This is a genomic window from Nitrobacter sp. Nb-311A (assembly GCF_000152905.1).
Classification (GTDB): domain Bacteria; phylum Pseudomonadota; class Alphaproteobacteria; order Rhizobiales; family Xanthobacteraceae; genus Nitrobacter.
On sequence record NZ_CH672416.1, the window covers coordinates 440,942 to 459,863 of the forward strand.

The window sequence follows — 18,922 nt, forward strand, 5'->3', positions numbered from 1 at the left end:
AAACCATCCCGCGTCTTACTTCTTCTCGATAGCCTTCACCGCGTCCTCAAGCCTCGCCTTCGCCGATCCCGGCTTCAACGGCTTCTGCTGGCTGTCATGCGGCGCCCATCCCGAGAGCCACACGATATCGAAGGTCGCGCGGATGCGGCCGTCGGCATCGGCGAAGCGCTCATGATAGATCTGCGCCATCCGCAACAGGGTTGCGCGGCGTAACGGCCTGCGGCGGCGCTCGGTCAGCACATTCGTCGCGCCCATGCGGCGCAGATCATGCATCAGGGCGAAAGGGTCATTATAGCGCACCATGACCCGGTCGACGTCCGTCACCGGCAGCGCGAACCCGGCGCGTTGCAGCAGCGCGCCGACATCGCGAAGGTCGGCAAACGGTGCGACGCGCGGCGAGATGCCCCCTTCAAGCTCCGCCTCGGCCATCGCGAACGCCTGACGCAGCTCGGTCAGCGTGTCTCCGCCGATCGTGGCCGCCATCAGCAACCCGTCCGGTTTCAGGGCGCGGCGGATCTGCGCCAGCAGGCCCGGAAGATCGTTGACAAACTGGAAGGCAAGTCCGGAGACGGCGAGATCAAGAGAATCGGGCGACAGCCTCACCGCTTCGCTTTCGTCAACCGGGAGATCGACGCGCGAAAGCTCCCCGACCCGGGCCGAGAGCGCGCCGCGCACCTGATCGCCGGGCGTGCCGATATCCGCCGCGCACCGAAACTCGCGCAGCACAGCGTGCAGCCTCTCCGCCATATCCTCCGCAATGCGATCGAGCAGAAACGACACGGCTCCTGCTTCGGCCGCGCGTTTCTGCCGCTCGCGCAGCAAGGCGCGGTCGAACAGAACGGGCGGAGAAGACGGGTCCGGAGCCATGTGGTTTGGTACGCCGGTCAGCGGTCATCTGGCAATCGCGTCCGAGGCAGGAAAAGCCGCGCTCTCCAGCTTGAGCACGGCAATATCGAGGATTAGCCTTGCCCTATGGAACCCTCGCCGGAAAACGCGCCGCACCGACCCAACCCGCTGCGCGGCGCATGGCGCGCATGTCGCGACGTCATGTCCCATGCGGCACGCACGGCGCTCGACATCGCGCTGCCGACGCTCTGCGTCGCCTGCCGCGAACCGGTCGCGGGCCCCGGCGTCTGTGCGGATTGCTGGACGCAACTGTCGTTCATCGAACGTCCTTATTGTCCCCGCCTCGGCACACCCTTTGTTTATGATCCGGGTTCCGAGATGCTGTCCATGGAGGCGATTGCCAACCCCCCGGCCTATCAGCGCGCCCGCGCCGCCGTGCGCTATGACGACGTCGCCAAGGTGTTGGTCCATGCCCTGAAGTATCAGGACCGCACCGATCTCGCGCCCGCGATGGGCCGCTGGATGGCGCGCGCGGGCTCCGAGTTACTCGATGGCGCCGACGTCCTGATCCCGGTACCGCTGCATTGGCGGCGCGGCTGGAGCCGCCGCTTCAACCAATCGGGGATGCTGGCTCACGTCATTGCCCGGCAATCCGGTGTTCCGGTCGCACCGGACACGCTGCGGCGCATCCGTCCCACCCGCCAACAGGTCGGATTGTCGCGAAATGACCGCGCACGCAATGTACAGGGCGCGTTCAAGGTGGCGGCGGAACGCAGCAGTCACGTCCAGGGCCGCCGCGTCATCCTGATCGACGACGTCCTGACCTCGGGCGCCACGGTGGATGCCTGCGCGCGGGTCCTGTTGCGGGCGAAGGCCGCCCAGGTCGACGTGCTGGTCTTCGCGCGGGTTGTCGACACCATGAAAGCCCCCATATAATCGAGCTTCGACCCGCAAGCCTTGTTCGGTTTTTTTGCGGGCGAAAGGCAAGGACATGAACACCCAGCCCACGTTCGTCGCCGCAATGATCCAGATGCGGAGCGGTCTCCTTCCCGAGCCGAACTTCGATCAGGGCTCAGAACTGATCCGCGAGGCGGCGGCGCACGGCGCCAATTTCGTGCAGACTCCCGAAGTCAGCAACATCATGCAGGCCGATCGCGCCGCACTGTTCGACCATCTTCGCACCGAGGACGACGACCGCTCGCTCAGCGGTTATCGCGATCTTGCACGCGAACTGAGAATTCATCTCAATATCGGCTCGCTGGCGTTGCGGCTGACGAGTGAGAAGGCAGTCAACCGGTCGTTTCTGATCGGACCGTCCGGTGACATCCTGGCGCGTTATGACAAGATTCACATGTTCGATATCGATCTCGAAGGCGGCGAAAGCTATCGGGAGTCCGCCAATTATCAGCCGGGCGAGACGGCCGTGATAACGGACCTGCCATGGGGCAGGCTGGGCATGACGATCTGCTACGACGTCCGTTTTCCGGCGCTGTATCGCGCGCTGGCCGAAGCCGGCGCGTCGTTCCTCACGGTGCCGGCGGCCTTCACCAGGAAGACCGGCGAGGCGCACTGGCACACCTTGCTGCGCGCTCGCGCGATCGAAAACGGCTGCTTCGTGTTTGCCGCCGCCCAGGGCGGGATGCACGAAAATCACCGCGAAACGTTCGGCCACTCGCTGATCGTCGATCCGTGGGGCACAGTGTTGGCCGAAGCGGACGGCACCAAACCCGGCATCGTGCTGGCGACGATCGACCCGGCCAAGGTCGCGACCGCGCGCAAGGCCGTACCCTCATTACAGCATGGGCGTCGCTTTTCTTTCGCCGATCATAGGCCGGCAAGCGACCGTCTGCATCTTGTGCGAGGCTCGGCATGATCCGCTACAACCTGCGCTGCGAACAGGGACATACGTTCGAGAGCTGGTTCCAAAGCTCCTCGTCCTACGACTCGCAGGTCAAACGCAAGCTCGTCACCTGCGCGATCTGCGGCTCGACGAATGTCGAGAAAGCAATCATGGCGCCGCGGATCGCCGGCTCCAAGCGCCGTACGCCGAGGCTCGCAGCCGCTCCCGCATTCACGATCGACGACCCCCCGGAGCGAGGAGGTTCGGCATGATCCGCTACAACCTGCGCTGCGAGCGCGGCCATACATTCGAAAGCTGGTTCCAGAGCTCGTCGACCTATGATTCGCAAGTCAAACGCAAGCTCGTGACCTGCGCGATCTGCGGCTCGACGAATGTCGAGAAAGCAATCATGGCGCCGCGGATCGCCGGCTCCAAAACGCGCGACGAACCTTCATCTGCGGATCCATCCACATCAGCAATAATGGCTGAGGAGCGCGAGCTGCGTGCGGAACTCAAACAATTGCATGACCATCTCGTCAAGAACGCCGACAATGTCGGCGCGCAGTTTCCCAACGAAGCTCGCAAAATGCATTACGGCGACATCGAGCATCGTCCGATCTACGGCGAAGCCTCGATCGAGGAAGCGAGATCGCTGATCGAGGAAGGCGTCGAGGTCGGATCGCTGCCGGTGTTGCGGGACAACCGGAACTGAAGCGTTCCTGACGATGTGAAGATCGGCTCGCGTGAAGAAAACGCATCAAAACATAAAGATAGCCTCACCCCACCGCTTCCGCCACCACCATGTAGTTGACGTCCATGTCGGACGACAGGCTCCATTTGTCCGCGAGCGGGTTATAGACCACGCCGGACTGCTCGGTGATGCCGAGCCCGTTGCGCTCGAAGTGGCGCGCGAGTTCGTCCGGGGTGACGAACTTGTCCCACTGATGCGTGCCGCGCGGCAGCCAGCGCAGCACATATTCGGCCGCGACGATGCCCAAGGCAAAGCTCTTCCAGTTACGGTTGAGGGTGGAGGCCACCACCATGCCGCCCGGTTTCAGCATCGCCGCGCAGCGATCGAGGAACAGCCCGACATTGGCGACGTGCTCCACCACCTCCATCGCGAGGATGATGTCGAAGCGTTCTCGGACGTCCATGTCTTCCACGGTCGTGCAGCGATAATCGATCGACAGATGGGCTTTCTCGGCGTGGAGCTTCGCCGCGGCGATATTGGACGCCGAGGGATCGACCCCGATCACCTGCGCGCCAAGCCGCGTGAACGGCTCGCACAAAAGGCCCGCGCCGCAGCCGATGTCGAGCAGCCGCAGGTCCGCCAGACAGTTCAGGCTGCGGGCGCTGCGCTCGAACTTGCGGCAGGCGGCGTCGCGGATAAACTGAAGCCGCAACGGGTTGATCCTGTGCAGCGGCGCCATCTTCCCGTTGGGATCCCACCATTCCTGCGACAGTTTCGAGAATTTTTCGATCTCGGCGCGATCGACGGTCGTTCTGGATGCCGCTGAAGACGCGGCTGAAGAATTCGCGGGAGGGTTGACTTGCGTGGTCATTGCCGCGCGGCTCCTGTGGCGAGATGACGGGTCGTGGAACAGTATCAGTGGTCACGCTCACGAACATCCTCGAAATAGATAAGTAGTCGCGAGAACAGAGGCGCGATCGCGTCGCAACGCGGATACGGGCATGTGACTCGCATACACCATGGTCGGGACCGGTTGCGGAATCGCTGACATGGCACCCTGATCGCCCTGCTTCGCGCCGTTTCCCGGATCATTCGGCCGCCCGCAGGGCGACCGAAAGCCGGGTTGCCTGCCCGCATCCGCGCCGTTATGTATACGCGCCTTCTCGCCCGTGCGCCCCGCTTTTCGTACTTCATCGAGTTGGCCTTGTATCCAGAGAACCTTTTTAAGCGAGCCTTGGGAACGCACCATCCGTCATGAGCCGGCTTGTGATGAAATTCGGCGGCACCTCCGTCGCCAATCTCGACCGCATCCGCAACGTCGCGCGGCATGTCAAACGCGAAGTCGCCGCCGGCCATGACGTCGCGGTGGTGGTGTCGGCGATGGCGGGCAAAACCAACGAGCTGGTGGCATGGTGCAGGGACGCTTCGTCAATGCACGACGCGCGCGAATACGACGCCGTGGTGGCTTCCGGCGAGCAGATCACCTCGGGCCTTTTGGCGATCGCGCTGCAGGCGCTCGGCATCCAGGCGCGCTCATGGCAGGGATGGCAAATCCCGATTCGCACCAGCGACGCCCACGCCTCGGCCCGCATTCTTGAAATCGACGGCAGCGAACTCGTCAACCGCTTCACGGAACGCAAGGAAGTTGCCGTGATCGCCGGTTTTCAGGGCATCAGCACCCAGACCGGCCGGATCACCACGCTGGGCCGCGGCGGCTCCGATACCTCGGCGGTGGCCATCGCCGCCGCCATCGGCGCCGACCGCTGCGACATCTACACCGATGTCGACGGCGTCTATACCACCGATCCGCGGGTGGTCCCGAAAGCACGCCGGCTCGACAGGATCGCGTTCGAGGACATGCTGGAACTGGCCTCGCAAGGCGCCAAGGTTCTGCAGGTCCGTTCCGTGGAACTCGGCATGACCCAGAACATGCCTATTTTCGTCCGCTCCAGTTTCGATGCGCCCGAGGAGATCGACCCCCATGGCACGCCGCCGGGCACGCTGATCTGCGGCGAGGAGGACATCATGGAAAGCCACGTCGTCACCGGCATCGCCTTCTCCAAGGACGAAGCCCAGATCTCGGTCCGCCAGATCGAGGACAAGCCGGGCGTCGCCGCCTCGATCTTCGTCCCGCTTGCCGACGCCAATATCAACGTCGACATGATCGTCCAGAACGTGTCCGAAGACGGCAAGACCACCGACCTGACGTTCACGGTGCCTGCCTCCGACTATGCCCGCGCCAGGGAGACCATCACCCGCGCCCGGGACAAGATCGGCTATGCGCGCCTCGACAGCGCCACGGACGTCGCCAAGATCTCGGTGATCGGGTCCGGCATGCGCAGCCATGCCGGCGTCGCGGCGCAGGCATTCAAGGCGCTGTCGGACAAGGGCATCAATATCCGCGCCATCACGACCTCGGAGATCAAGTTCTCGTTGCTGATCGATACCGCCTATACCGAGCTCGCGGTACGGACCCTTCATACGCTCTACGGGCTCGATCAGAGCTGAGACGAAGGCTTACGGCAGCCTCGATCGTCCTCCGCTGAGCCCGGCGCAGCACGCCGCCGCGCAGCCCATCGTTGCGCGAACACCATGGCCGTTTTTCAGACCGAGCGCTCCCCAGTGGCGGGCGTTTTGCTTGGCAAAATGGACGTCGATTGGCTATACGGCGAATGACATGGCCGTTGCGGCCGGGGCCACGGCTTCAGACAAATGCGCTGCGCTTCTGACGCGCAATGTCGTTTTTTTAGGCTTATCCAAAGACTGGCTCGCAGGGGGAGGACCGGGATATGCGGAGCGCGTCGAGCGGCCCCCGCGTCTTGTTGAGACGGCTCCGCGAGGTCATGGCGGAGCCGGTCAGCGCGCAAGAGCGTCTCGACAAGATCGTGGTGCTGATCGCCGCCAATATGGTGGCGGAAGTCTGCTCGACCTATGTGCTGCGCGTCGACAATACGCTGGAACTCTATGCAACCGAAGGACTCAATCGCGACGCCGTGCATCGGACCGTGATGACCGCGCACGAGGGCCTCGTCGGCCTGGTCGCGAGCGAAGCGACGCCCCTTAATCTGTCGGACGCGCGCAGTCACCCGGCATTCTCGTTCCGCCCCGAAACCGGTGAAGAAATCTACAACTCGTTCCTCGGCGTGCCGATCCTGCGCGCGGGCAACACGCTTGGCGTGCTGGTTGTGCAGAACCGCGCCAGGCGCACCTATGTCGAGGAAGAGGTCGAAGCGCTTCAAACGACGGCGATGGTGCTTGCCGAGATGATCGCTTCCGGCGAGCTGGCGGCCCTCGCGCAGCCCGGCCTCGAGCCCGCCGCCCGCCACACGATCCACCAGATCGGCGCGATCCTGTCCGACGGCATCGCGCTGGGCCACGTTGTGCTGCACGAACCGCGCGTCGTCATCACCAACTACATCGCCGACGACGTGCCAAAGGAAATCCGGCGGCTGGATATGGCGCTCTCCAAGCTGCGCGCCGATCTCGACCACCTGCTGGAGCGCGGTGATGTTGCTGACGGCGAGCATCGCGAGGTGCTTGAGGCCTACCGGATGTTCGCCAACGATCATGGCTGGTCGCACAGGCTGCAGGAGGCGGCCGCAACCGGTCTGACGGCCGAAGCTGCTGTCGAGCGTGTGCAATCAGACACCCGCGCGCGGATGTTGCGCTCGACCGATCCTTATCTGCGCGATCGCCTTCATGACCTCGAGGATCTCGGCCACCGCCTGATGCGACAGCTGGTGGGGCAAGATCACGCGCCGTCCCGCGAGCAGCTTCCGGACAACGCGATCCTGATCGCGCGGGCCATGGGACCGGCAGCCCTGCTCGACTATGACCGCAAGCGGCTGCGCGGACTTGTGCTGGAGGAAGGCACGGCGACCTCGCATGTTGCCATCGTCGCGCGCGCGCTTGGTATCCCGGCCGTCGGCGAAGTGCCGAACGCGGTCGGAATCGCCGATCCCGGCGACGCCATCATCGTCGACGGCACCTCCGGCTCGATCTACCTGCGGCCGTCGGCGGAAATCGAATCGGCCTATGCGGAGCGCGTGCGCTTTCGCGCCCGGCGGCAAGCGCAGTACATCGCCTTGCGCGATAAACCCTGCGTCACCAAGGACGGCGAGCCGATCGATCTCATGATCAATGCGGGCCTCGTGATCGACCTCCCGCATCTCGATGACACCAATTGTTCCGGCATCGGACTGTTCCGGACCGAACTGCAATTCATGATCGGACAGAACCTGCCACGCGCAAGCGAGCAACTTGCACTGTACCGCACGGTGCTGGACGCCGCCGGCGACAAGCCGGTGACGTTCCGCACCCTCGACATCGGCGGCGACAAGGCGCTTCCCTATATGGAAGCTGCGGCTGAGGAAAATCCTGCGCTAGGTTGGCGCGCGATCAGGCTCGGACTCGATCGTCCCGGCCTGCTGCGCGGCCAAATTCGCGCTCTGCTGCGCGCCGGAGGCGGCCGCGCATTGCGGATCATGTTCCCGATGATCTCGGAAGTCGCCGAATTCGATCAGGCAAAAGCCATCGTCGAGCGCGAACTCACCTATCTTCGCCAGCATGGCCACACGCTGCCGGAACGTGTGGACATCGGCACCATGGTCGAAGTCCCCTCGTTGTTGTACCAGCTCGACGAACTGCTCTCGAAGGTCGATTTCGTCTCCGTGGGATCGAACGACCTGTTTCAATTCATGTTTGCCGTCGATCGCGGCAACAGCAAGGTATCGAACCGTTTCGATACGCTCTCCGCGCCGATGCTGCGGGCGCTGCGCGACATCGTGGTCAAGGCACGGGCGGCGGGCAGGAGCGCTTCGCTGTGCGGGGAAATGGCGTCGCAACCGCTGGGCGCGCTGGCTCTGATCGCGCTCGGCTACCGCTCGCTCTCGCTCTCGGCGACCGCACACGGCCCCGTCAAGGCCATGATACTCGATCTCGATGCGCAAAAGGCGGAGGCGACCATCATGCCGTTGCTCCAGGCGCCTACCGGCAGCATTTCAATCCGCGACAAGCTCAAGGACTTCGCCGACGCCGAGGGGCTGCCGCTGTGAGCAGATTTTTGAGCCGGCTTCCGCCTCCCGCACTGCCTGCTCTCTTCCCTCCTGTGGGGAGGAAGCGGAAAAAGGAGTGCAGAACGAACCGCAACCCGAGTATATCCCCCACCCTGACGCTCCCCCGCAAGGGGAGAGGAAACAACGAACCGTTGCGCGCCTGACCATGCTGCCCGAAGCCAAACTCGACCTCCTGCTGGCTCGCCACGCCGCGCTCGAAAACGAGCTGCTGAGCCATGTCAGTGCTGACAGATACGTCCAGATGACGCGCGAGCTGGCCGAGCTCAATCCTGTCGTGGAGGCCGTGAAGGACTGGCGCGCCATCACGGCTGAAATCGCGGGGATCGACGCGATGATCGCCGATCCAGCCACGGACGCAGAAATGCGCGCGATGGCGGAGGCCGAGCGTCCGGCGCTGGAGGCGCGCAACAACGAACTCATGCAGCAGATCCGAATAGCGCTGCTGCCAAAGGACGCCATGGACGAACGCAACGTCATGCTCGAAGTCCGTGCCGGCACGGGCGGCGATGAAGCGTCGTTGTTCGCGGGCGATCTGTTCCGGATGTACGAGCGCTTCGCAGCCTTGCAGGGATGGAAGGTGGAGGTGATCTCCGCCAGCGAGGGCACCATGGGCGGTTACAAGGAAATCGTCGCGGAGGTGCAGGGACGCGGCGCCTACGCCAAAATGAAATTCGAATCCGGCGTGCATCGGGTGCAGCGCGTGCCAGATACCGAAGCGCAGGGACGCGTCCATACCTCAGCGGCCACCGTGGCAGTGCTGCCGGAAGCCGAAGAGGTCGATGTGGAGATCAAGCCCGATGATCTGCGCATCGAAACCATGCGCGCCCAGGGAGCAGGCGGCCAGCACGTCAACAAGACGGAATCGGCGATCCGCATCACCCACATCCCGACCGGCATCGTCGTCAACATGCAGGACAGCCGTTCACAGCACAAGAACCGCGCCTCGGCGATGAATATCCTGCGTTCCCGCATCTATGACGTCGAGCGGCAGCGCATCAATGCCGCGCGCTCCGCCGACCGCAAGGATCAGGTCGGATCGGGCGACCGTTCCGAACGCATCCGCACCTACAATTTTCCGCAAGGCCGCGTCACCGACCACCGCATCAACCTGACGCTTTACAAGCTGCCGCAGGTGATCGCCGGCGACGCGCTGCACGAATTGATCGATGCCTTGACCACAGAGCATCAGGCCGCGCAGCTCGCGGCCGAAAGTGGCAAGTGAGTGACACTCAAGCCTCATCCCGGTGAACGTCTTTCTTTCCCTCTCCCCTTGCGGGAGAGGGTGATCTGAGCGTAGCGAAGATCGGGCGAAGGGACATTGTGGGCAGCATCGCCGTGTCCCCTCACCCGGCTGCTTCGCAGCCACCCTCTCCCGCAAGGGGAGAGGGAAAGGAAACAACCCTGTGGCCGACTCATTCGCCGCACAGACAATAGAGACCATCCGCCGCGCGCTGACGGCGCGCTTCGAAGCCGCGGGGATCGACAGCGCCGCGCTCGAGGCCCGCATGCTCACCGGCGCGGTGCTGGGTCTCGATCTGACCGGACTGGTCGCGCAAGGCTTGCGGCAACTCGACGAGGATGACGCCGCGCGCCTCGACGCTTTTGCGCGGCGCCGGCTCGCGGGCGAGCCCCTGGCGCGCATCCTTGGAACGAAGGAATTCTGGGGGCTACCGCTGAAGCTGTCGTCGGACACGCTGGTGCCGCGAGCCGATACTGAAACCGTGGTCGAGACCGCGCTCGACATCCTCCGCGCTGAAGGCCGGATGCAAGCAGCACTCCGCATCGCGGACCTTGGGACCGGCAGCGGTGCGATCCTGCTCGCGTTGCTGACCGAACTGCCGGCTGCCACCGGCGTCGGCACCGACCTGAGCGCAGCGGCGCTCGACACTGCCAAAACAAACGCGCAAGATGTCGGCCTCGCGACGCGCGCTCAGTTCCTGGTCAGCGACTATGGGAATGGCCTGTCGGGGCCATTCGACCTGATCGTCTCGAACCCACCCTACATCCGCTCGGCCGACATCGCGACGCTGGCGCCGGAGGTACGCGACCACGATCCCCCTCTCGCACTGGATGGCGGCCGCGACGGGCTCGATGCCTATCGCCGGATCGCGCCGCAGGCGCTATCGCTGCTGGCGGACGGCGGCCTCCTGGTGCTGGAGATCGGGCAAGGCCAGGACAGCGCCGTGAGCCGGCTGATGGCAGCCGCGGGACTGACGGTCATGGGGTCAGCAAGGACCGACCTCGCCGGCATCGGCCGCGCGGTCGTGGCCCGCAGGGTTGCCCTTATAAAGCCCGATTGAGTCATAAAAAACCACTTGGAATATCCTTTGGGAACGACTACGTTTCATGCATAATCGTCGGTCCCGGGTTGGCCCCGCAGCCTTGCTGCAGATGAGCCGAGAGTTCTCGAACGAGAACCGGCCCGAGTGAACGGTCCCTAAAGACAGGTCATATCGAGCGCGACGGCCATGAGCTGTGCCGCTTGCGACCGCGAAGCGAACGAAAGCCTGATACTGCGCTTGAAAATTCACGCAAGAAAAGCTGAGTTTGATGTCTCTGGCTGAATGACCTAGCCATGCTAACGCCATGCGCCTACCGGCGACCCGGGAACGCGTCTTTATTATGACGATAGCCGGTGCGCGCTTCGCTTAGGTCGCGTCGAGGGCGCGAAATTGTGCCAGAACGACAGGGCAATACCCAACCGGAAACTTCAAGGCTGATAACTGAAGGCGGGACATGAGAAACGGTCAGAATAACAACAAGCGGATGCGGAACCGGAATAACAATAATAATAACAATAACAACCGGCGCGGCCAAAACCCGATGACACGGGTTTTCGAATCCAACGGTCCCGACATCAAGATCCGCGGCACCGCCTCTCACGTCGCCGAGAAATACGTCCAACTCGCCCGCGACGCTCGCTCATCCGGCGATCCCGTGGCGGCAGAAAACTACTATCAACATGCCGAGCATTATTTCCGCCTGATCGCCGCGGCGCAGGAACAGTTTCGCCAGAGCCAGCCGCAGCAACAGCCGCGAATCGACGTCGACGCCACAGAGGAAGCGGGGGACGATGACGGCGAAAACTACTCGAATTTTGGCGCGGAGCCCGGCTTCGTTCCGGTTCAGCAACCGCGCGATCAGCAGCAGCGCGAGGCGCAACCCTACCAGCGCGATCAGCAGCAGCCCCGGGAATACCGTCAGCCGCAGCCGGCGATACAGCCCGCCGACAATGGCGGTGTCGACCGCCTCCCGTCCTTCATTACGGGATCGCAGCCGCAGGTGAACGGTGGCCGGTTCGAAGGCAACGGCCATCAGGGCGGAGAGCGCAGCGACCGCTTCCCGCCACGCCGCCGCCGACGTCCGCATGGCCCGCGTCCCGACAGCATGGTGCAGCCGCCGGCTCCGAGCGAGGACTTCAATCCCGGCAACGAATAGCGATCCGCCGCTTCACCCCTTCTTCGTGAGCGAAAACATCCGGATCACGATCCGATATATCACTCCTCGGCGTTACACGAGGACGGCGCAAGCGCCGGCGGCAACACCGGCATCAACCGGCTATGCTCCCGTTTCGCGGCGAGGGGCCGATAAACCTGTTTGGTTGCCTCAACGAGGTGAACGCCTGCAAATGGCAGCGACAGCGCCGCGCCGATGCGCTCCCACACGGCGGCCGATCGCAGGAACCAGCCGCCATTGATCGGCGGGACGAACAAAGCCTCACCCCAGGCGGACGGCGTGAACCATGTCTGTCGCAGCAGTTGAGTGATCTGCGAGCGGGAATAAGGCTGACCGTGGCCGAACGGCGTTGTGTCGGTCCGGGTCCAGATACCGCGACGATTGGGAACCACCACCATCATTCGACCGGACGGCGAAAGAATGCGCCACACCTCGCGGAGCAGGCTTTGCGGATCGTCCGACACTTCCAGCGCATGAACCAGCAAGATCCGGTCTGCAACCGCATCCTGCAGCGGCAACGAAAATTCGTCGACCAAGGCCGCCAGCGCCGGCCGCGCCGTCGGCCATTTCAGCACGCCTTGCGCCGCCGGCATCAAGGCGATGCAGCGCTCGCATTCCTCCCGAAACAAACCGAGGTAAGGAGTCGGATAGCCGAGGCCGACCACGCACTGCCCCTCCAGGCTCGGCCAGTGTGCATGAATGGCGCGATTGATCAGCCGCCGTGCCACGATGCCGAGACGCTGCGAGTAGAAGTCACGAAGGTCGATGACGTCGATCGCCATGTTCCACATCTATCATGTTGCCGGCAGGTAGGGCACCCCCGCTTTGCCTGATTTGTACAATCATAAACTGCTGTTAACGGCTTGTTTCACCACGGAATTACCTATGCTATAGCGCTTCCGAGCGAGCATGTCCTCATAGGTCGCCGATGGGACGGCTACGGTTCGTGCAGGAGTGCGCGTCAAAACAAGGCTCGAACCGGCTTAACTCCATCAAAGCCGGAGTAGTTCTAATCTGACTTCCCGGAGTTCGCGTCATTTCCCGCAAGTCCGTCCAGCGAACTTCGCAGCCGGGACACTCGCGTCGACCTCTCGGACTCACGGAGACGACATGACCGCCGACATCCGCCTGTTCACCTGTCTCACCGATAATTTCGGCGTCCTGATTCACGATCCCGCAGCCAATGCGACCGCCGCGATCGATGCGCCGGAGGCTGAGCCAATCATCCAGGCGCTGGATCGCGAAGGCTGGGCGTTGACCGATATTCTGGTTACCCATCATCACAGCGATCATGTCGGCGGCGTCGCGGAACTGAAACAGAAATACAATTGCCGGGTGGTCGCACCGCATGACAAGGGCGCCGGAATCGCCAACGTCGATCTGCGGGTCGGTCAGGGCGACATCGTCAAGGTCGGAACGCTGCTGGGACGCGTGCTGGAAACGCCCGGTCATACGCTGGACCACGTCAGTTACGTGTTCGACGATGAGAAGGTAGTATTCGCCGCCGATACCCTGTTCTCGATCGGCTGCGGCCGGGTGTTCGAGGGCACCCATCCGATGATGTGGGATTCGCTTTTGAAGCTGCGCGCGCTGCCGGACAGTTTCCGGCTTTACTGCGGCCACGAATATACCGCATCGAACGTGAAATTCGCGCTGACCATCGAACCCAACAATCCGGCGCTGAAGGCCCGCGCCGAGGAGGTCGCGCGGCTGCGCGCCGAGGGCAAGCCGACGGTACCGACCCTGATGGGCGAGGAGAAAAAAGCCAACGTATTCCTGCGCGCCGACGATCCCGCCGTGGCGGCCGGAGTGCATATGAAGGGAGCCAGCGGAGCTGAGGTTTTCGCCGAGCTACGCGAACGCAAGAACAAGTCGTGAGTAGAGCATTGTCCGGCGAAGCGGATACCGGTTCGCGTGAAGAAGATACAACCAGACAATCGTTTCCAAGGCATGGTCCGATTCAACTTGATCGGATCATGCCCTAGTAATCGACCCGCACAAGGTACAATCCGTCGGGCGGTGCCACCGGCCCGCAGGCTTCGCGCCGCCGCGCGGCCAACGCGCTGGACAAATCATCGGCGCTCCAACGGCCATGCCCGACCCACACCAGGGATCCTACCATCGAGCGCACCTGACTGTGCAGGTACGAACGAGCCAAAGTGATGATGCTGACGTTATCGCCGTTCCTGACAACGTCGAGTTGATCGAGCGTTTTTTCCGGCGACTTCGCCTGACATTCGGTGTCGCGAAAGGTCGTGAAATCGTGCTTGCCGAGCAGCCGTTGCGCGGCATCGTGCATCGCCTCGGTGTCGAGCGGCCGGGGGACGCGCCAGACGCGGCCCACGTCGATTGCGAGATTGGCGCGGCGATTGGCGATACGATAAATGTAATGTCGCCTGCGCGCCGAAAAGCGCGCCTCGAAGCTGTCGGGCACGATCTCGGCTTCGAGCACGCCGATCGGATGCGGGCGCAGGTGCGCATTAAGCCCGTCACGCAGCCGGTCCGGCGCGAAGTGCTTGGCGATGTCGCAATGCGCCACCTGCGCCAGCGCATGGACGCCTGCATCGGTGCGGCCCGCGCCATGCACGCGGACGCAGTCACCGCAAATCGCCTTGACCGCCGCCTCCAGTGCGCCCTGCACCGAGGGACCATTGTCCTGGTACTGCCAGCCGCAGAACGGACCACCGTCATATTCGATGGTGAGCCTGTAGCGAGGCATCAGACGAGCCGCAGCGGCAACGTCAGCGGCGTGCCGTTCAGAAAGGCCCTCGCCTTCATCGGCGGCTTTCCGGCGCGCTGCAATTCGAGAACGCGGATCGCACCCTCGCCGCACGCGATCGTCAGGCGATCGTCGAGAAGGTCCCCCGGTGATCCCGCGCCATCCGCCACCTCACAACGCAGGATCTTCACGCGCGTGGGCTCGCCGTCGACCGGCATCTCGCACCAGGCGCCCGGAAACGGCGACAGGCCATGAATGTGGCGCAGCACCTCACATGCGGGCCTGTTCCAGTCGATGCGGGCTTCCGCCTTGTCGATCTTGGCGGCGTAGGTGACGCCTTGTTCGCTCTGCCTGGTCAGAGGCAACTCGCCGCGCGACAGCGCGTCCATGGCCCGCACCATCAGATCAGCCCCGAGCGGCGCCAGCGCGTCATGCAGATCGGATGCGGTCATCGCATCGGTGACAGGGAGTCCCGAGGTCAGGGCGACATCGCCGGTATCGAGGCCGGCATCCATCTTCATGACCATGACGCCGCTTTCGGCGTCGCCGGTCATGATGGCGCGGTTGATCGGTGCGGCGCCGCGCCAACGCGGCAGCAATGATGCGTGCAGATTGTAGCAACCGTATCTCGGCGCATCGAGGATCGCCTGCGGCAGGATCATGCCGTAGGCCACAACGACCGCCGCATCGGCGGCGAACGATTGAAACTCAAGCAGCGCCTCCGGCGTCTTCAGTGTTTTCGGCGTCAGAACCGGAATGCCGAGGCGCTGCGCTTCCCGCGCCACGGGTGTCGGTCGCAGCTTCATGCCGCGGCCCGCGGCTCTCGCCTCGCGGGTGTAGACGGCGGCGATCTCGTGGCCGTGGGCGACGAGTTGCAGCAGCGTCGGCACCGCGAAATCGGGCGTGCCCATGAAAATCAGGCGAAGCGGCATGCTGTTGATTTCTGCGCGGTAAAAGCCGCCCTTATTTCGCGGCAAGCTTCGCGGCTTTGGTGAACTTCTTCATCACGCGGTCGCGTTTCAGTTTCGAGAGGTAATCGACGAACAGCACGCCGTTGAGATGATCGATCTCATGCTGGATGCAGGTGGCGAAAAGACCCTCGGCATCTTCCTCGTGCAGCTTGCCGTCGAGGTCGGTGAAGCGAATCCGCACCCGCGCCGGCCGCTCGACCTCCTCGTAATATTCGGGAATCGACAGGCAGCCTTCTTCGTAAACCGAAAGTTCCTCCGACGCCGACAGGATTTCCGGGTTGATGAAAATCCGCGGCCGCGGGTTAAGTTCGCCGTCCTCGTCGCGCCTGGCGAGATCCATGGTGATGATGCGCAACGGCTGCGCGATCTGGATGCCGGCAAGTCCGATGCCGGGCGCATCGTACATGGTCTCGAACATATCGTCGGCGAGCTTGCGGATCTCCGGCGTGACCTTTTCGATCGGCCTGGATACGAGGCGCAACTGCTTGTCCGGAAGGATGATTATTTCGCGAATAGCCATGCAGGGCGATGTAATGCCCGGGCCTGCCGGGGTCAATCCGCGGGGCCGCACTGACCGGCGCGCCTCCCGAGCAGCATGTTGAACTTTCGTTAACCCTACATGTTCCTTCTTTGTTCGCGCCCGCGGCCGAATCGACTACAATGGGCGGGTGAACGATATCCTTTTCATGCTGGGCGGCATGCCGGTGCGGATCGACGCCGTGCTGATCGCCTTTGGCGCGCTGGCGCTGGCGTTGTTGCTGACCATTGCGATCGTGATCGCGCGCTCGGGGCGCCGGGAAGCCGAAATGGCGACCGCGCAAGCAAGCCGCGCCGACGAGCTGGAGGATCGCCTCAACGACATGATGCGGGCCCAGGCCGAGGCCACCGGCCGTGTCGACGCCATGGGCCGGGCGCTTGCGGGACGGCAGGCGGAGATGGCCCGGGCGGTCAGCGAACGGCTTGACTCGGTCACTCATCGCTTCGGCCAGTCGATGGAACAGACCACGCGCAACACCATGGACAGCTTGCGCGTGCTGCACGAACGGCTCGGGATTATCGACAATGCGCACAAGAATTTAACCGAACTGACGACGCAGGTGACGACACTGCGGGACGTGCTCGCCAACAAGCAGTCGCGCGGCGCTTTCGGGCAGGCGCGGATGGAAGCGATCGTGCAGGACGGAATGCCGAAGGGCTCGTTCGCCTTTCAGCACACGTTGCCAAACGGCAAGCGGCCGGATTGCGTGATCTTCCTTCCCGATCAGCGCCCGCTTTGCATCGATGCAAAATTTCCGCTTGAGGCGATGACGGCGCTGCGCGGCGCCCGAACCGACGACGAAAGGAAACTGGCGATTCAGCGGCTGCGCGCCGACGTTATGAGGCACGTCACCGACATCGCCGGGAAATATCTGATTCCGGGCGAGACTCAGGACACCGCGCTGATGTTCGTGCCATCGGAATCCGTTTATTCCGAGATTTACGACAGCTTCGACGACGTCATTCAGAAGGCCTATCGCGCCCGGATCGTGCTGGTGTCGCCGTCGCTATTGATGCTTGCGATCCAGGTGATGCAGCAGCTTCTCAAGGACGCACGGATGCGCGATGCCGCGGATCAGGTACGGATCGAGGTCCTGAACATGATGGATGACGTCGAGCGTCTGCGCGACCGCGTCAGCCGGCTCGGCAGCCATTTCGATCAGGTCAGCGAGGATGTCCGGCAGGTCCTGATCTCGGCCGGCAAGATCGGCAAACGGGCGATGAGGATCGAGGAACTTGATTTCAGCAAGGACGAGGCGATTGCCGAGACGCCGCGGATCGCCGCTTCTCGCGGACCGGAACCATTCCCGCCGCAGTTCGCTCACAAAATCCAGGCGGGAGAATAAGCTTTCGAACGGTTTCCGGAGAGAAGGAGAGGGAAAAGTGGCCGAATCTGCTAACATCGCCGCATGACCGTTCCGGACGCCGCCGCCCCGACAATATCCGACGCAGCCTCCCGCGCGTCATGGCGCGAGAGTATCGCGGTCTATCTGCAACCGCGCGTCCTCATTGTCATGATGCTCGGCTTCTCATCCGGCCTGCCGCTGGCGCTGTCGGGCTCCACGCTGCAGATCTGGATGACCGAATCCGGCATCGACCTGCGGGCGATCGGCTTGTTCGTGCTGGTCGGCACGCCCTATACGCTGAAATTTCTGTGGGCCCCGCTGGTCGATGCCTTGCACGTTCCGCTGCTGACGCGGCAGTTCGGCCGCCGGCGCGGCTGGCTTGTGTTCTCGCAACTGCTGCTGATCGCGGCGATCCTGCTGCTGGCTTCGACCGACCCGGCGAAAGCACCGTGGTTCGTCGCGCTCGGCGCACTTCTGGTGGCGGCGACATCGGCGACGCAGGACATCGTGGTCGATGCCTTTCGCGTCGAGAGCCTGCCGGAGAGCGAGCAGGCCGCCGGCATGGCCGCCTACGTGGCGGCCTATCGCATCGGCATGCTGGTCTCCACCGCTGGTGCTCTCTTCCTCGTCAGCGCGCTCGAAGGGACGGGCCTGGTCCGTGCCTCGGCGTGGGCGTGGGGCTATGTCGGCATGGCGGCGATGGTGCTGATCGGCACCATCACGGCGCTGGCCGCCACCGAGCCGGAGCAATCCGTGCGCGCCGAGTTGGCAACGCGAGCCAAGGGCGGTTTCGCGCGAGTCATGAACGCCGCGATCGGCGCATTCTCCGAGTTCATCGCGAGAAAGGATGCGTTCGCGGTCCTGGCCTTCATCGTGCTGTTCAAGTTCACCGACGCGTTCTCCGGCACGATGACCGCGCCGTTCGTCATCGACCTCGGCTTCACCCGCAACGACTACGCCGCCATCGTCAAGGGCGTTGGCTTGGCCGCGACGCTGATCGGCGGTTTTGCCGGCGGCTTCCTGGCGCGGCGCTATCCGCTGGCGGCAAGCCTGTGGATCGGCGGCATTTTGCAGGCGGTGGCGAACCTGTCGTTCTCATGGCTGGCGATAGTCGGCGTCGATCAGTGGGCGCTGGCTTTCGCCATTACGGCGGAGAATTTCACCAGCGCCATCGGCACGGTGATTTTCGTCGCCTATCTGTCGGCGCTGTGCCGCAATCCGCTGCACACCGCCACCCAGTATGCGCTGCTAACGGCGTTGGCCGCGGTCGGCCGGACCTACCTGTCCGCCAGCGCCGGATTTGTCGCCAAGGCCACCGGATGGCCGCTGTTCTTTGTGATCTGCATGCTGGTGGCGCTGCCGAGCCTGTTCCTGCTGGCGTGGCTGCAGCGGCGCGGACACTTTGCCGCGCTACAGGCGTAGGGCGGCGGTTCAACAAGCT

Annotated in this window: 17 protein-coding genes and 1 pseudogene; 12 read left to right on the forward strand and 6 right to left on the reverse strand. The window is 63.6% G+C overall.

Annotation, left to right across the window (positions count from 1 at the left end; translation table 11 throughout):
* Positions 1-15: 15 nt before the first annotated feature.
* On the reverse strand, positions 16-867 hold the full coding sequence (locus tag NB311A_RS11065) for a methyltransferase domain-containing protein (protein WP_009798636.1): 852 nt from the start codon (positions 865-867) through the stop codon (positions 16-18).
* 105 nt (positions 868-972) lie between these two features.
* Between NB311A_RS11065 and NB311A_RS11070 the strand changes: the two genes are divergently transcribed.
* From NB311A_RS11070 to NB311A_RS11085, 4 genes and pseudogenes are all read left to right on the forward strand, one after another.
* Positions 973-1,782, forward strand: a complete 810-nt coding sequence (locus NB311A_RS11070; RefSeq protein WP_009798637.1) for a ComF family protein — start codon at positions 973-975, stop codon at positions 1,780-1,782.
* Positions 1,783-1,837: 55 nt separating this feature from the next.
* On the forward strand, positions 1,838-2,719 hold the full coding sequence (locus tag NB311A_RS11075; RefSeq protein WP_009798638.1) for a carbon-nitrogen hydrolase family protein: 882 nt from the start codon (positions 1,838-1,840) through the stop codon (positions 2,717-2,719).
* Positions 2,716-2,939, forward strand: a pseudogene (locus NB311A_RS11080) (DUF1178 family protein); the annotation flags it as partial. The gene NB311A_RS11075 and the pseudogene NB311A_RS11080, both read left to right, overlap by 4 nt.
* A gap of 15 nt (positions 2,940-2,954) precedes the next feature.
* Positions 2,955-3,398 carry a DUF1178 family protein gene (locus NB311A_RS11085; RefSeq protein ID WP_009798640.1) on the forward strand — a complete coding sequence of 148 codons (444 nt, stop codon included), beginning with the start codon at positions 2,955-2,957 and terminating at the stop codon, positions 3,396-3,398.
* 64 nt (positions 3,399-3,462) lie between these two features.
* Here NB311A_RS11085 and ubiG read toward each other — a convergent pair whose 3' ends face one another.
* Positions 3,463-4,248 carry a bifunctional 2-polyprenyl-6-hydroxyphenol methylase/3-demethylubiquinol 3-O-methyltransferase UbiG gene (ubiG, locus tag NB311A_RS11090; protein ID WP_009798641.1) on the reverse strand — a complete coding sequence of 262 codons (786 nt, stop codon included), beginning with the start codon at positions 4,246-4,248 and terminating at the stop codon, positions 3,463-3,465.
* A 383-nt stretch (positions 4,249-4,631) separates the two neighbouring features.
* On the opposite strand from ubiG, the gene NB311A_RS11100 reads away from it, so the two are divergent.
* The 5 genes from NB311A_RS11100 to NB311A_RS11120 all read left to right on the forward strand — a co-directional run bounded on the left by NB311A_RS11100 (position 4,632) and on the right by NB311A_RS11120 (position 11,890).
* Entirely contained in the window at positions 4,632-5,885 is a 1,254-nt protein-coding gene (locus tag NB311A_RS11100; RefSeq protein ID WP_009798643.1) for an aspartate kinase, read from the forward strand.
* Between the two features lie 281 nt (positions 5,886-6,166).
* Entirely contained in the window at positions 6,167-8,431 is a 2,265-nt protein-coding gene (gene ptsP, locus NB311A_RS11105) for a phosphoenolpyruvate--protein phosphotransferase (RefSeq protein WP_009798644.1), read from the forward strand.
* Between the two features lie 166 nt (positions 8,432-8,597).
* On the forward strand, positions 8,598-9,674 hold the full coding sequence (gene prfA, locus NB311A_RS11110; protein ID WP_009798645.1) for a peptide chain release factor 1: 1,077 nt from the start codon (positions 8,598-8,600) through the stop codon (positions 9,672-9,674).
* A 181-nt stretch (positions 9,675-9,855) separates the two neighbouring features.
* Entirely contained in the window at positions 9,856-10,752 is an 897-nt protein-coding gene (prmC, locus tag NB311A_RS11115) for a peptide chain release factor N(5)-glutamine methyltransferase (RefSeq protein ID WP_009798646.1), read from the forward strand.
* A 436-nt stretch (positions 10,753-11,188) separates the two neighbouring features.
* The gene (locus tag NB311A_RS11120) at positions 11,189-11,890 is read left to right on the forward strand and encodes a DUF4167 domain-containing protein (RefSeq protein ID WP_009798647.1); all 702 of its coding nucleotides are present in this window, start codon (positions 11,189-11,191) and stop codon (positions 11,888-11,890) included.
* Between the two features lie 59 nt (positions 11,891-11,949).
* Here NB311A_RS11120 and NB311A_RS11125 read toward each other — a convergent pair whose 3' ends face one another.
* On the reverse strand, positions 11,950-12,690 hold the full coding sequence (locus NB311A_RS11125) for a class I SAM-dependent methyltransferase (protein ID WP_040674761.1): 741 nt from the start codon (positions 12,688-12,690) through the stop codon (positions 11,950-11,952).
* Positions 12,691-13,018: 328 nt separating this feature from the next.
* Here NB311A_RS11125 and gloB point away from each other — a divergent pair, with 328 nt between their 5' ends.
* Entirely contained in the window at positions 13,019-13,786 is a 768-nt protein-coding gene (gloB, locus tag NB311A_RS11130) for a hydroxyacylglutathione hydrolase (protein ID WP_009798649.1), read from the forward strand.
* Between the two features lie 103 nt (positions 13,787-13,889).
* Here gloB and truA read toward each other — a convergent pair whose 3' ends face one another.
* The 3 genes from truA to def are packed head-to-tail and all read right to left on the reverse strand — an operon-like array spanning position 13,890 to position 16,118.
* Positions 13,890-14,627 carry a tRNA pseudouridine(38-40) synthase TruA gene (gene truA, locus NB311A_RS11135; protein ID WP_009798650.1) on the reverse strand — a complete coding sequence of 246 codons (738 nt, stop codon included), beginning with the start codon at positions 14,625-14,627 and terminating at the stop codon, positions 13,890-13,892.
* Positions 14,627-15,559: a methionyl-tRNA formyltransferase gene (gene fmt, locus NB311A_RS11140; protein WP_009798651.1), complete on the reverse strand. Its 933-nt coding sequence runs from the start codon at positions 15,557-15,559 to the stop codon at positions 14,627-14,629. Before fmt ends, truA begins: the two co-directional genes overlap by 1 nt.
* A 31-nt stretch (positions 15,560-15,590) precedes the next feature.
* On the reverse strand, positions 15,591-16,118 hold the full coding sequence (gene def, locus NB311A_RS11145; RefSeq protein ID WP_009798652.1) for a peptide deformylase: 528 nt from the start codon (positions 16,116-16,118) through the stop codon (positions 15,591-15,593).
* Positions 16,119-16,266: 148 nt separating this feature from the next.
* Here def and NB311A_RS11150 point away from each other — a divergent pair, with 148 nt between their 5' ends.
* On the forward strand, positions 16,267-17,481 hold the full coding sequence (locus tag NB311A_RS11150) for a DNA recombination protein RmuC (RefSeq protein WP_009798653.1): 1,215 nt from the start codon (positions 16,267-16,269) through the stop codon (positions 17,479-17,481).
* A gap of 63 nt (positions 17,482-17,544) precedes the next feature.
* A complete protein-coding gene (locus tag NB311A_RS11155) occupies positions 17,545-18,903 on the forward strand; it encodes an MFS transporter (RefSeq protein ID WP_009798654.1) in 1,359 nt (452 codons plus the stop codon).
* Positions 18,904-18,922 lie beyond the last annotated feature (19 nt).

Coding starts and splice junctions, on each gene's coding strand:
- NB311A_RS11155 (WP_009798654.1), top strand. CDS start 17,545: ATGACCGTTCCGGACGCCGCCGCCCCGACAATATCCGACGCAGCCTCC.
- NB311A_RS11100 (WP_009798643.1), top strand. CDS start 4,632: ATGAGCCGGCTTGTGATGAAATTCGGCGGCACCTCCGTCGCCAATCTC.
- NB311A_RS11065 (WP_009798636.1), bottom strand. CDS start 867: ATGGCTCCGGACCCGTCTTCTCCGCCCGTTCTGTTCGACCGCGCCTTG.
- NB311A_RS11085 (WP_009798640.1), top strand. CDS start 2,955: ATGATCCGCTACAACCTGCGCTGCGAGCGCGGCCATACATTCGAAAGC.
- ubiG (WP_009798641.1), bottom strand. CDS start 4,248: ATGACCACGCAAGTCAACCCTCCCGCGAATTCTTCAGCCGCGTCTTCA.
- gloB (WP_009798649.1), top strand. CDS start 13,019: ATGACCGCCGACATCCGCCTGTTCACCTGTCTCACCGATAATTTCGGC.
- ptsP (WP_009798644.1), top strand. CDS start 6,167: ATGCGGAGCGCGTCGAGCGGCCCCCGCGTCTTGTTGAGACGGCTCCGC.
- prfA (WP_009798645.1), top strand. CDS start 8,598: ATGCTGCCCGAAGCCAAACTCGACCTCCTGCTGGCTCGCCACGCCGCG.
- NB311A_RS11125 (WP_040674761.1), bottom strand. CDS start 12,690: ATGGCGATCGACGTCATCGACCTTCGTGACTTCTACTCGCAGCGTCTC.
- fmt (WP_009798651.1), bottom strand. CDS start 15,559: ATGCCGCTTCGCCTGATTTTCATGGGCACGCCCGATTTCGCGGTGCCG.
- truA (WP_009798650.1), bottom strand. CDS start 14,627: ATGCCTCGCTACAGGCTCACCATCGAATATGACGGTGGTCCGTTCTGC.
- NB311A_RS11070 (WP_009798637.1), top strand. CDS start 973: ATGGAACCCTCGCCGGAAAACGCGCCGCACCGACCCAACCCGCTGCGC.
- NB311A_RS11075 (WP_009798638.1), top strand. CDS start 1,838: ATGAACACCCAGCCCACGTTCGTCGCCGCAATGATCCAGATGCGGAGC.
- def (WP_009798652.1), bottom strand. CDS start 16,118: ATGGCTATTCGCGAAATAATCATCCTTCCGGACAAGCAGTTGCGCCTC.
- NB311A_RS11120 (WP_009798647.1), top strand. CDS start 11,189: ATGAGAAACGGTCAGAATAACAACAAGCGGATGCGGAACCGGAATAAC.